This window comes from Rhodanobacter sp. MP1X3 (genome assembly GCF_014207165.1).
GTDB lineage: Bacteria > Pseudomonadota > Gammaproteobacteria > Xanthomonadales > Rhodanobacteraceae > Rhodanobacter.
Genome location: NZ_JACHCO010000006.1, coordinates 339,736 through 351,093 on the forward strand (window position 1 = coordinate 339,736; position 11,358 = coordinate 351,093).

The following is an 11,358-nucleotide window of genomic DNA, read 5'->3' on the forward strand; positions in this document are numbered from 1 at the left end:
ACTGAGCGCCGCATGACTTCTATCGCGCCCATGACGTGCGATGAGTAGTGGTCTTTGACATCACGGCGGCAAACGCAGCCCGTTACGCCAGATTGTCCCGACACCTCACATACGCTCCATCACGTCGACTCTGTAGCACCTGATCGTCAACGAAACAGGATGGAGGCAGACCCGAATGAAGCGTCCAAAGATTCTCGCCGCGTTGCTCGTCTGTGTCAGCCTCGCCGGCGCTCCGATCATGCCCACACATGCTGCCATCAACAGCATGACGCTTGGCGCGAGCTACAACGCCCAGAAAACCAGCATCACCTTCCGAGTCTATTCCTCTCAGGCCACGCGAATGATGCTGTACCTGTATGCCAGCGGTTACGGCGTACAGGATTCCGCGAATTATGTGCTGAGCTCGGTTGGCGATGGGGTCTGGTCGGTCACCGTGCCGGTGTCGTCGATCCAGGCGGCAGGGATTACCGGATCGGTGTATTACGGCTATCGCGCCTGGGGGCCGAACTGGCCCTACAGCGCGAGCTGGGGCAAAGGCTCGGCGGCAGGCTTCATCTCGGATGTTGATGCGAGTGGCAACCGCTTCAATCCAAACAAGCTGCTGCTTGACCCCTACGCGCAGGAGATGAGCCAGGATCCGCTTAACGCGTCAAACCAGAATGCCGACATCTTTGCTTCGGGCGCCAGCTACCGGAATACCGACAGTGGCACATATGCATCGAAAGGCATCGTGCTGGTACCAAGTACGCAAAGCACCGGCACCAAGCCGACGCGAGCGCAGAAGGACGACGTGATTTACGAAGTGAATGTGCGCGGACTGACCGAGCAGGACAGCAGCATCACGGCCGCTTATCGCGGCACCTACCGCGGCGCCGGACTCAAGGCCGCCGCACTCGCCAGCCTCGGCATCACCGCCGTCGAATTTCTGCCGATGCAGGAAACGCAGAACGACGCGAACGACGTCGCGCCTAATTCGGACGCGAACCAGAACTACTGGGGTTACATGACCGAAGACTACTTCGCACCAGACCGGCACTATGCTTACAACAAGGCGGCAGGCGGTCCCACCGCCGAGTTCCAGGCGATGGTGCAGGCGTTCCACAACGCCGGCATCAAGGTCTACATGGATGTGGTCTACAACCACACCAGCGAAGGCGGCACGTGGAGCAGCTCTGATCCCACCACGGCAACTATCACTTCCTGGCGTGGCCTGGACAACACAACCTATTACGAACTCACCTCAGGCAACCAGTACTACTACGACAACACCGGCATTGGCGCCAACTACAACACCTACAACACCGTCGCGCAGAACCTGATCGTCGATTCCCTCGCCTATTGGACCAACACGATGGGTGTCGATGGTTTCCGTTTCGATCTCGCCGCCGTGCTGGGCAACAGTTGCCTCAATGGCAGTTACACGTCCGCCGCACCCAACTGCCCGAACGGCGGCTACAACTTCGACGCGGCCGATTCGAATGTCGCGATCAATCGCATCCTCAGTGAATTCACCGTCCGCCCGGCGGCCGGTGGCAGTGGGCTCGATCTGTATGCCGAGCCCTGGGCGATCGGTGGCAATTCCTACCAACTTGGCGGCTTTCCGAAAGGTTGGTCCGAATGGAACGGCAGTTTTCGCGACAGCCTGCGTCAGGCGCAGAACGAGCTGGGCAACATGACGATCTCCATCAGCCAGGACGCGAACGATTTCTCCGGTTCGTCCAATCTGTTCCAGGCCAGCGGCCGCACGCCCTGGAACTCGACCAACTTCATCGACGTCCATGACGGCCTGACTCTCAACGACGTCTATGCCTGCAACGGTTCCAGCAATGCACAGGCGTGGCCATACGGCCCATCGGATGGCGGCACGACCACCAACTACAGCTGGGATCAGGGCATGTCGGCCGGCACCGGTACGGCGCTCGACCAGCGTCGTGCGGCACGCACTGGCATGGCGTTCGAAATGCTCTCGGCCGGCACACCGCTGATGCAGGGCGGCGACGAATATCTACGCACGCTTCAATGCAATAACAACGCCTACAACCTCGACTCGACGGCCAACTGGCTGACCAACACGTGGAGCACCAATCAGTCGAACTTCTACACCTTCGCCCAGCGGCTCATTGCATTCCGCGAGGCGCATCCCGCACTGCGCCCTGCTACTTGGTACACGAGCAACCAGGTCGCCTGGTATCAGCCGAGCGGCGCGGCGGCCACCAGCAGCTACTGGAACAACACCAGCAACTACTCGATCGCCTATACCATCAACGGCTCATCGTTCGGCGATGCCAATTCAATCTATATCGCCTACAACGGCTGGTCCGGCAGCGTCACGTTCACCTTGCCCGCGCCACCCACCGGCACGAACTGGTACCGCGTGACCGACACCTGCAACTGGAACGACGGCGCCAATACCTTCGTCACACCCGGCAACGAAAGCCTGATTGGCGGTTCGGGCACCACCTACAGCCAATGTGGTCAGTCCTTGCTGCTGCTGATCTCGAAGTAATCAGAAAACCGCGGAGAGAATGCAGTTTCCGGAATTGCGACTTGAGCACGGTCTTCGTGTACCGCTGACCGTGTCAATCCTATCGGTTATCGGCAACTGCTTGACCGCCGCTCGGCTCGCCCTTAGCGGACATGCAGCCAATACACGTGGACACCATTGGCCTGATCTTCGGCGCGATTGCCTTCGCGGCCCTCGATGACCACGCCCCACACGGTGCGGATGCTTTCACCCTGATGGCTATCTACACGAATGTGTTCGCCATCCTGAAGCGTAAAGCGAGTTTCCAGCACCATGGCCTGATCACGCTCCCAGACCAGCAAGGCAGGTTTGCCGACGGTGGCGGCCCAACCGATATGAATCTGCACCTCTTCCGGTGGAAAGGTTCCGCGATTATCAAGCTTCCAGCTCTCGGTCTTCCGCAACAGCGATTCCAGGTGCGGATCGCTCCAGTCCACGCGGTTGGCTGGCTTTTTCGTCGGCGGCTTGTAATGGTTCATATACGCAAACATTCCCTTGGGCAGGTACTGACAACGTCAGTGCCGACGCCCTGAGGCGGCATGCAACAGCTTGGCTAGCAGTTGCAGCAAAGGGCAAAGACATATGCCATACAGATTTCGGTGGCAGAGGCGACTCACCGGTTATCGGCCACAAGGGAGATTTCTGAAGGGCGCCGGCCACACCTTTCGTAATCATCATAAACCACCCGAAACGGGTAATCGATGCTCCGCCAGTATCACGTTCAGGATCCAGGGTCGATCAGACGCATCCCACAGATCGAGCTTGTCGGATGAACGATTTGTCTAACTACCGTTCAACAACTTCCGGACGAATGTCGATTTCCATCAGTTTCGTTCGTCGTCAAGGAATACCGCAACGACAGCTGACGCGCTCGTCGCTTGCACGTGCCACCGACGAGGCGCGTCGTATCTATTGCTGTCCCCGCTCAGCGCAGCCGAACGCGATAAATCCGCTAACCACAGGAGACTGACCATGACGCACGCTACTACCTTCGTTCCCGCCGCCGAACTGGCGAAGCGCAACGGCATGATTTTCCCGAATGAAAGCGATGACTACCGCCAAGCACGCAATGCGCTGCTCGCCGAAGAGATCGAATTGCGCCGACATATCGAACGCGTCGCCGAGCAACGCCGTGCACTGCCACCGGGCGGCGAGGTAACCGGCGACTATCGCTTCGAGGGCAAAGACGGAGCACTCGACTTCGCTGACTTGTTCCGCGACAAGCAAACCCTGGTCGTCTACAGCTACATGTTCGGCCCGCAGCGCGAGCGGCCCTGCCCGATGTGCACGTCGTTGCTGAGTGCGTGGGAAGGCGAGGCACGTGACATCGGGCAACGCGTCGCGCTGGCAGTGGTCGCACGCTCGCCAATCGAGCGACTCACGACGTTCGCGAAGGAACGCGGCTGGCGGAACCTGAATCTGTATTCCGATACCAATGGCAACTACAGCCGCGATTACCACGGCATCGACAAGAACGGCGGCGATGACTCAGCGTTCAACGTGTTCACCCGTCGCGATGGCAGCATCCGCCACTTCTGGTCTGGCGAAATGGGGGTTGAAAGCGCCGATCCCGGCCAGGATCCACGCGGCGCACCGGACCTGATGCCGCTCTGGACCATCCTCGACGTCACACCTGAAGGACGTGGCATCAACTGGTATCCGAAGCTCGATTACCCAGGTTGATCCCGGCGGCTAGCCGCCGGGCGGCACGTCGAACATGTACGGCGTCTGTTCCGCCGATGCCCGTTGGCCGAACTCGTGCGCGAACGCAGTCAGATGACCATAGGGCGTCAGAGGGATCGTCGCGCGGAACGCCAGGTGCTCGATAAGGCAGAAAAGCGAGACCTCCAGCATGCTGATGTCGTGTGGCGGCAACGCGTCGATGATCGGCGGCAGCTTTTCATCGAGCCAGTCCAGAGCATTACGCAGGCCAGTTGCCGCCTTGGCGAAGTAGATGCTGTCCGCCGGCAGTTTCGCGATCTGCGTACCGAAGCCGAGTTGCACCTGCGCCTGCATGGCATGCCAGACAAGCTCCTGCGCATTGCGCGTTTGCGCGTCGCGCACGTCCTCGGGCCAGACAATCCGTCGGCGCTCCGATGCGGATTCCGCAAGCGTACGACAGATGTTCTCGGCACCGAAGATCGCCACATCATCCATTTTCAGCACAGGGAGCTTGAGCGCAGGATTTCCGGCGAAGTCGCGCCTATCCAGCGACGCTAGGTCGTAGACCGGAGCAAACTCGCAGGCCACGCCCAGTTCCTGCGCGAAAACGCGCACGAGACGGGTAAAGTGCGAACTGCTACGCCCGACGATGCAAGGTACCGAGATCCGGACTGTGTTGTCATCTTCAATGGTCAAGGCTTCACCTCATCGGCAGATCGATCGGCTTGTACTTGTATCTGTCCAATGCGCGGCGATACTTTCGACATGAATTGTGAGGCAACTCAAACGTGGACGCGACAAGCTCAAAATAACGCACTCGGAAGCCGTTACCGGATTTATGCAGATTCGCCGCTCTCTTCGCCAACAGGGGAAAATGCGCGTTCTGATGCCTCGGTAGGCTCTGACCACTACAATGGGCCGCCCTTTATGGAGATACCCCCTTGGCCAAGCCCAATTACTCGTTCGAAAAGCGTCAGCGCGAACTCGCCAAGAAGAAACAGCAGGAAGAGAAGGACGCGCGCAAGCGTGAAGAGCGCGAGGCGGCCAAGGCTGCATCAGACGATGCAAGCAAGACGCCACCCAGCGGCCAGTAAACTCAGCATGGCGACGCGTTGAACAGGGACCAGCAGCGGCTGAATCACCAGCTCGACCGTTGGGGAGAGAAACTGCCGGGCTGGGCCAACCGCACGCTCCGTTGGCTGCGCAAACCATCCTCACGCTGGGTGCGCATTCCCATCGGACTTTTGCTGATGCTCGGTGGCGTCTTCAGTATCCTGCCGCTGCTTGGCCTCTGGATGCTGCCACTGGGCCTGCTGCTGCTCGTACAGGATGTGCCGTTTCTGCGCCGCCCCACGCGGCGAGCACTCCTCTGTATCGAACACCGCTGGAAACGCTGGAGGCGACGTCGTCGCCAATCCAGAAGCGTCGCTAGTTAACCGGCCTGCTTCCTGGCAGCCGCTTGTTGGCGTTTGACGGCGCGGGCGCAGTCGGCAGACTGGATGCGATGGGCATTCATGATGGCAGCGAGCAAACCGGGGAAGCGTTTTTCAATTTCATCGCAGCGCGTGGTGTTGTGCATTTCCACGCCGCGTCGCTCGCTGCGCACCAACCCGGCTTCACGCAGCGCGCGGAAGTGCTGTGAAAGTGTGGACTTGGGGATGCTGCGGTCACTGACCTTCAGAAAGTTGGAGCAGATATTGGCGCAGGCGGAACTCGCCAGTTCCGCATAGATCGCCACTCGCACCGGATCGGCGAGCGCATGCAGGATGCCCTCCACGGTGACATCTTCGATCGATGGGTGAATCAGCGGTCTCATGGTGATCATGTTAGCAGCCCTTGACATTTAGTTCTATAGTTCATAAGTTACGAACTATGGGATTTAAGAACCCATCTAGCACTTTTCGCCAACCACCCATCAAAGGAAACGTCATGAGCAAGCTCACCGGTAAAGTCGCCATCGTCACTGGCGCATCCAAAGGCATTGGCGCGGGCATTGCAAAATCGCTCGCCGCCGCTGGCGCGTCAGTCGTCGTGAACTATGCCTCCAGCAAGGAAGGTGCGGAAAAGGTCGTCGCCGAGATCAACAAAGCAGGCGGCAAGGCGGTTGCCGTCAAGGGCGATGTCTCCAAGGCAGCCGAAGCACAGGGCATTGTCGACGCGGCCATCACGAACTACGGCAAACTGGATGTCCTGGTCAACAACTCCGGCGTCTACGCATTTTCCCCGCTCGAGGAGATTACTGAAGAAGAGTTCCATCGTCAGTTCAACATCAACGTACTCGGCCTGCTGTTGACTACCCAGGCCGCCAGCAAGCATCTCGGCGAAGGCTCCAGCATCATCAACATCGGCTCCGTCGTCAGTCGCATCACTCCGCCAGGTAGCGCGATCTACACCGGTACCAAGGGTGCGGTAGATGCCATCACCGGCGTACTGTCGCGTGAACTGGGCGCACGCAAAATCCGCGTCAATGCACTGAATCCAGGCATCATCGAAACCGAAGGCACGCACTCGGCCGGCTTCATCGGTTCGGATATGGAAACCGGTATCGTCGCGCAGACTCCACTGGGACGGGTCGGCCAGCCGAACGATATCGCCTCGATCGCCGTGTTCCTTGCCTCGGACGATTCGGCGTGGCTCACCGGCGAACAGCTGCTTGCCGGCGGCGGCGTGCGTTGATCGATAAAGTCCAACACTGACGCACGCATCGCAAGAGCGCGCATTGGCTGGATAGTAAAGACCCGACCAGAAATGGGCGGGTCTTTTTTATGGTGCGCTGTACTCGATCGTTGCCCCATATTGAGGCCGCGCTATGAATAATCCACGGAGAGCGTCGATCAGGTGGTGACTCATAGATCGCTTCAAGCCGGTGCAAAGATGAGACCCAATGTTCATGCCGCTTTGGTCGAGCGGCCGGATCGTTCCGGCTTACGGCGACGCGTTTAGCGCGCGTGCCTCGGCAATCAAGGCTTTAAGCGCACGCTGCATGGGTTGAGGATCGTTCGCGATCACCGTCCACAGTGTCGCGCCTTCAAGACGAACAAGTGCGTCGGTAGCAACTGTTGTCGCTCGCTTCGCGCTCAACGGGTGTTTCAGGATGGCAGCCAGACCGTCCCGCAACGCGGCAAAATACTTTCTCACCGCACTCAACGCATCAGGCGCATCCGCCTGCACGCCATAGGCGAGATGCAGACCGACGCAGCGCGCGCGATCGGTGAGTGCGGCGGCGATCCGTTTCAACACGGCTTCGTAGCTACCCAACCAATCATTGGCATCGTCGTCGAGATCGGCAAACGTCTCCTCAAGAGTAAGCGCCAGCACGGGTTCGACCAGCGCCTCCTTGCTGGGAAAGCGCGTATACAGGCTCGCTTTTTTCAGACCCACGCGCTCGGCGAGGTCTTGCATGGATGCACCCGCGTAACCGCGCTCGCGAAAAAGCTCGCGTGCCTCGACAACGATTTGATCAAGGGTTGTTTTCATGAATATCTGCTCGCATAATAACGACCGGTCGGTAGTATTTTCATGGCAATAGCTTGCCAATGCAAGTCATGCGTCAGCCGATACCACCTCTGAATCAAGGAACTTACATGAAATCCCCGCTTTCTCCAGAAACCAAGATCGTAGACGCAAAGCGACGCGGCCTGCTGGGTAGCGCCGTATTTGGATCGGTTGCACTGGCTACGGCGCGTATCGGCAATGCCATGCAGCGATCGGCGTTTCCCTCGAAGCGGCCTTCAGCCGCAAACTCAATACAGGACAATTCCTCCATGACTGTTACGTACAAGACAAAAAAGCTCGGCGACGTCGACGTCTTCTATCGGGAAGCCGGTCGCCCGGGTGCTCCAGTATTGCTCTTGCTGCACGGCTACCCCACCGCAGGTCACATGTTTCGTGAGCTTATCCCGCTGCTTGCCAGCGACTACCACGTGATCGCACCAGATCTGCCAGGTTTCGGCAACACGAAGGCGCCGCCGCGTGGCCAGTTCGACTACAGCTTCGATCATCTCGCGCAGGTTGTTACTGCCTTCACCGAAGCATTGGGTCTGAACAAATACGCACTCTATGTTTTCGACTACGGCGCACCGACTGGCTTCCGCGTTGCCGCAGCACACCCCGAACGCGTCACCGCGATCATCACTCAAAACGGCAACGCCTATGAAGAGGGCTTGAGCGACGTGTGGGCACCGTATCAGGCTTATTGGCGTGCACCTTCAGAGCAGACGCGTGCTGCGTGCCGTGATGCGCTGTCGCCCGAAGCCATCCGAATGCAGTATCTGCATGGCGCCGATCCACTGAAGGTTTCACCGGATGGCTACACCCTCGATGCGGCATACATCGCCCGCCCGGGGATGGACGATATTCAACTGGACCTGGTGCTGGACTATCGCACCAACGTGGCGCTCTATCCGGCGTGGCAGGCGTATTTCCGCAAGCACCAGCCGCCGCTGCTCTCGGTATGGGGTGACAAGGACCCGTTCTTTTTGCCGGCCGGTGCGAAAGCATATCAGCGCGACATTCCTGATGCGGAAGTGCATCTTTTGAACACCGGCCACTTTGCGCTGGAAACTCATGCTGCAGAGATCGCGGTTCTGATGCACGATTTCCTCGCACGCAAGGTGGGCAGCCTTGCGTGAAGCAATGCTTCGCTTCTTCGCCGCGCACAATCCGTTGAGCGGGACAGCATCCGGGCGACGCGCACCCGATCTGTCTCGCTGACGGCAGCCCGCGCCATACGCATCAGGCACGGGCATTTTTTGAAACACGCGATGTCAGAAACCAGTATCTAACAGGCAGCCGCGCAGATGAACGCGTTCTTCAAGGAAGTCGCCGAAGCCACTATCCGCACGCTCGGCGTGCCCGAACACTCCATCCGAATCCTGCTGACCGAGGTCGAGCCCGAGCACTGGGGCGTCGGATCGCGCAGCAAGGCTGATATCGACAAGGGGTAAATGGAGGAAATGACCTCTGTCTCTACAATAGTGCCTGGACAGCGAGTTCGTACTTGATCGGCTGCGTATTCCGATCAAACCCGCCAACGATTCCACTCTCACATCCGCCACCAGGAATGCTCTCAATCCGGCCACCCAAAATGCTCTCGAACCGGCCCAGTTGGAGCGCTCTCGAATTCGCACCCCAGGCTCATGAATCCTACGCTCCGGCGATGCACTCGGATCAGCCCAGTTCTGGCAGGATGCCGACGCGACGGGCAGAAATCGGCCAGAAGCGGACATTCCCGGCCAGCTAAGTACACGCATGGGTCATAAGTGCTCAATGCATCCAGCACATATACATTCAAGTGAAGCCTAGGACGTTTAGGGGGTATAGATCAGATCGAATTGAAGATCAAAATTTGTCGTGCTCTTGCGAGCCTTGAGCACAGGGGTGGCTGGCAAGTGGTGTCGCACAAGCTCAACAAATTTTTGGGCCTCGTTATCAGACATACTGCATCCGAGATAGACCGAATCGAAAAGCCTCGCATCCTGCCTGCGGTCCGTGAAGCCTGCCGGAGCATCCCTGTCTAGGAGAGGCCAATAGCAACGCCATTCACGTTCGTACGCCCAATTTTCGTGCTTTAGATAGACCAATTCCCAACTTAGGGCAACCATATCGATGACGCTCACCCCAAATAGATGGTCGGCGATCTCATCGGGAGTGCCCATGTTGATGTAGTCACGAGAGTAGTTAACTTTCCTCGCAAGGAGGAATGGATGATCCAGTTCGTCTAGCACTCTAAACTTGAATCCCACGCCTTTGTGGTCTTCGGCGTAGTGCGACCACATCACGACGTTGTTGATGTCTTCAGTCAGGCAAATTACTTGCCCGTGTTGAAGGTGAGATGAAACCTCGCCAGAGTACTTAGCTAAGTGCTGATCGAGATTTTCAGTCATCTCTAGTGCGTACCCGCCGAACCGCTTGATAGCCTTGTGCTTGTCATCGTCCGAGGCCTTACGCATCAAGGCCGCGGTACGATGCAACTCATTGTCGGCTTTAAAGTAAGCGGGCAATTCGTCGTTGAATACAATCTCTCTGTATCGCTCTGCAAACGCGTGCGCGAATCGCTCCGCGCCTAGGTTCGTCGCGACGATGCGCGTCTGGGTGTCAAACGGATCATTGAAACTTAGCGGACTCGTCCACCTGAGCGTTTTTTGTTCGATCATGGCTTGTGCAGTTTTACTTGTGGCGAACTTGTAAAACGCGTTCCTGTTGTGATCTCGCGGCACTTGCTTCCCCTGTAGTAGCTTCCATCGCGTTGATTATGCCGCGCACAAGAAGAATGTCCTCTTCGGAAGCGGTCATATTCTAATTTTGCGCCAAGACGTGGCTAACCCAAGATGAGCAAATATTTTCCCGTGGCTTGATGTCGGCGTCGCCACCAACAAATGAGTCGCATTGAAAAATCACCAAGCGGCTTTTCAACCGGGATGTTATTACTACGCCCAAACTCTTTTTGACATCAATCCCGCGATGTAAGGAAACGATAGAGGCAACTCCTATTTCGTTTTTATCATTTAGAAATATTCCGAGCCACTTTTCATCGGTAAGGAAAATTTTGGAATTATCGACATCAGAATTCAATCCCTTGAACCTTTTTTCTTCTACACGCATACCTTCGCCAAAGTCTTTGCCCGCATCAACGACTTTTTGGTTCGCTAGATTCCTGAAATCCTCTTCGCTCAGATTTTCTCCAAAAAGTCGCGAGCGGAACCTTGACGACTAGTGAGCTGTTTCGGTAACCGCTAGAGCCTTTTGCAACCGACGATAAATCCTGATCAGTCAAATACAACTCCACTAGAGCTGCCGATCGAAACGTTTTTACCATCATTTCGCGAAATTTCGGCGCCTTGTCTTTGAGCGGCCTGAAATTGTCTGGTGCTGGAATCTGCGCAATGACGCCGCCAATGTTGTACCCAGAACTTTCTGTGCATCCGCTAGAAACAGAAACTGTAAACACCATGCACATGATTAAGCGAAACTTGAGAAGTTTCATTTGCCTTGTTCATCCTTGATGCTTTAGGAAGAAAATTTCTTAGTAATTCACAATGTCCGCTACGAGTTGCAAGCAGTCCTCTAGTATTCACACGACGTCTCCCCGGTATTGAGTAGCACGAGGCTTTAGAGTCCGATCCCATAACGCAAGGAGATCGGACGTGAAGAAGCGTTTTTCAGAAGAACAG

Annotated in this window: 14 protein-coding genes; 7 read left to right on the forward strand and 7 right to left on the reverse strand. The window is 57.2% G+C overall.

The window, feature by feature from the left end; translation table 11 throughout:
- Nucleotides 1–175 precede the first annotated feature (175 nt).
- A complete protein-coding gene (locus HDE79_RS17050) occupies nt 176–2,506 on the forward strand; it encodes an alpha-amylase family glycosyl hydrolase (protein ID WP_184603629.1) in 2,331 nt (776 codons plus the stop codon).
- 122 nt (nt 2,507–2,628) lie between these two features.
- Here the strand turns inward: HDE79_RS17050 and HDE79_RS17055 are convergent, their stop codons facing one another.
- Nucleotides 2,629–3,003 (reverse strand): hypothetical protein, encoded by a 375-nt coding sequence (locus HDE79_RS17055; RefSeq protein ID WP_184603631.1) that lies wholly within the window; start codon nt 3,001–3,003, stop codon nt 2,629–2,631.
- A 493-nt stretch (nt 3,004–3,496) separates the two neighbouring features.
- Here HDE79_RS17055 and HDE79_RS17060 point away from each other — a divergent pair, with 493 nt between their 5' ends.
- Nucleotides 3,497–4,207: a DUF899 family protein gene (locus tag HDE79_RS17060; protein ID WP_184603632.1), complete on the forward strand. Its 711-nt coding sequence runs from the start codon at nt 3,497–3,499 to the stop codon at nt 4,205–4,207.
- A 9-nt stretch (nt 4,208–4,216) separates the two neighbouring features.
- Here the strand turns inward: HDE79_RS17060 and HDE79_RS17065 are convergent, their stop codons facing one another.
- Nucleotides 4,217–4,882, reverse strand: a complete 666-nt coding sequence (locus HDE79_RS17065) for a glutathione S-transferase N-terminal domain-containing protein (protein WP_221440210.1) — start codon at nt 4,880–4,882, stop codon at nt 4,217–4,219.
- A 245-nt stretch (nt 4,883–5,127) separates the two neighbouring features.
- Here HDE79_RS17065 and HDE79_RS17070 point away from each other — a divergent pair, with 245 nt between their 5' ends.
- Together HDE79_RS17070 and HDE79_RS17075 are read left to right on the forward strand one after the other, a co-directional pair.
- The gene (locus tag HDE79_RS17070; protein WP_184603634.1) at nt 5,128–5,280 is read left to right on the forward strand and encodes a hypothetical protein; all 153 of its coding nucleotides are present in this window, start codon (nt 5,128–5,130) and stop codon (nt 5,278–5,280) included.
- Between the two features lie 18 nt (nt 5,281–5,298).
- Nucleotides 5,299–5,622, forward strand: a complete 324-nt coding sequence (locus HDE79_RS17075; protein ID WP_184603636.1) for a hypothetical protein — start codon at nt 5,299–5,301, stop codon at nt 5,620–5,622.
- Here the strand turns inward: HDE79_RS17075 and HDE79_RS17080 are convergent.
- Nucleotides 5,619–6,011 carry a helix-turn-helix domain-containing protein gene (locus HDE79_RS17080; RefSeq protein ID WP_255483763.1) on the reverse strand — a complete coding sequence of 131 codons (393 nt, stop codon included), beginning with the start codon at nt 6,009–6,011 and terminating at the stop codon, nt 5,619–5,621. The two genes, HDE79_RS17075 and HDE79_RS17080, sit on opposite strands and share 4 nt — an antisense overlap.
- 104 nt (nt 6,012–6,115) lie before the next feature.
- On the opposite strand from HDE79_RS17080, the gene HDE79_RS17085 reads away from it, so the two are divergent.
- Nucleotides 6,116–6,862: a glucose 1-dehydrogenase gene (locus HDE79_RS17085; RefSeq protein WP_184603638.1), complete on the forward strand. Its 747-nt coding sequence runs from the start codon at nt 6,116–6,118 to the stop codon at nt 6,860–6,862.
- A gap of 249 nt (nt 6,863–7,111) precedes the next feature.
- On the opposite strand, the gene HDE79_RS17090 is transcribed toward HDE79_RS17085, so the two are convergent.
- Entirely contained in the window at nt 7,112–7,663 is a 552-nt protein-coding gene (locus HDE79_RS17090; protein WP_184603640.1) for a TetR/AcrR family transcriptional regulator, read from the reverse strand.
- Between the two features lie 287 nt (nt 7,664–7,950).
- Here HDE79_RS17090 and HDE79_RS17095 point away from each other — a divergent pair, with 287 nt between their 5' ends.
- Together HDE79_RS17095 and HDE79_RS17100 are read left to right on the forward strand one after the other, a co-directional pair.
- A complete protein-coding gene (locus tag HDE79_RS17095) occupies nt 7,951–8,817 on the forward strand; it encodes an alpha/beta hydrolase (protein WP_221440225.1) in 867 nt (288 codons plus the stop codon).
- A 168-nt stretch (nt 8,818–8,985) separates the two neighbouring features.
- Nucleotides 8,986–9,132: a tautomerase family protein gene (locus HDE79_RS17100; protein WP_184603644.1), complete on the forward strand. Its 147-nt coding sequence runs from the start codon at nt 8,986–8,988 to the stop codon at nt 9,130–9,132.
- Nucleotides 9,133–9,495: 363 nt separating this feature from the next.
- Here the strand turns inward: HDE79_RS17100 and HDE79_RS17105 are convergent, their stop codons facing one another.
- The 3 genes from HDE79_RS17105 to HDE79_RS17115 all read right to left on the reverse strand — a co-directional run bounded on the left by HDE79_RS17105 (nt 9,496) and on the right by HDE79_RS17115 (nt 11,171).
- Nucleotides 9,496–10,341 carry a DUF2971 domain-containing protein gene (locus tag HDE79_RS17105; protein WP_184603646.1) on the reverse strand — a complete coding sequence of 282 codons (846 nt, stop codon included), beginning with the start codon at nt 10,339–10,341 and terminating at the stop codon, nt 9,496–9,498.
- Nucleotides 10,342–10,483: 142 nt separating this feature from the next.
- Nucleotides 10,484–10,789, reverse strand: coding sequence for a hypothetical protein (locus HDE79_RS17110; RefSeq protein ID WP_184603648.1), 306 nt, complete (start codon nt 10,787–10,789; stop codon nt 10,484–10,486).
- A 25-nt stretch (nt 10,790–10,814) separates the two neighbouring features.
- Nucleotides 10,815–11,171, reverse strand: a complete 357-nt coding sequence (locus HDE79_RS17115) for a hypothetical protein (RefSeq protein ID WP_184603649.1) — start codon at nt 11,169–11,171, stop codon at nt 10,815–10,817.
- Nucleotides 11,172–11,358: the final 187 nt, after the last annotated feature.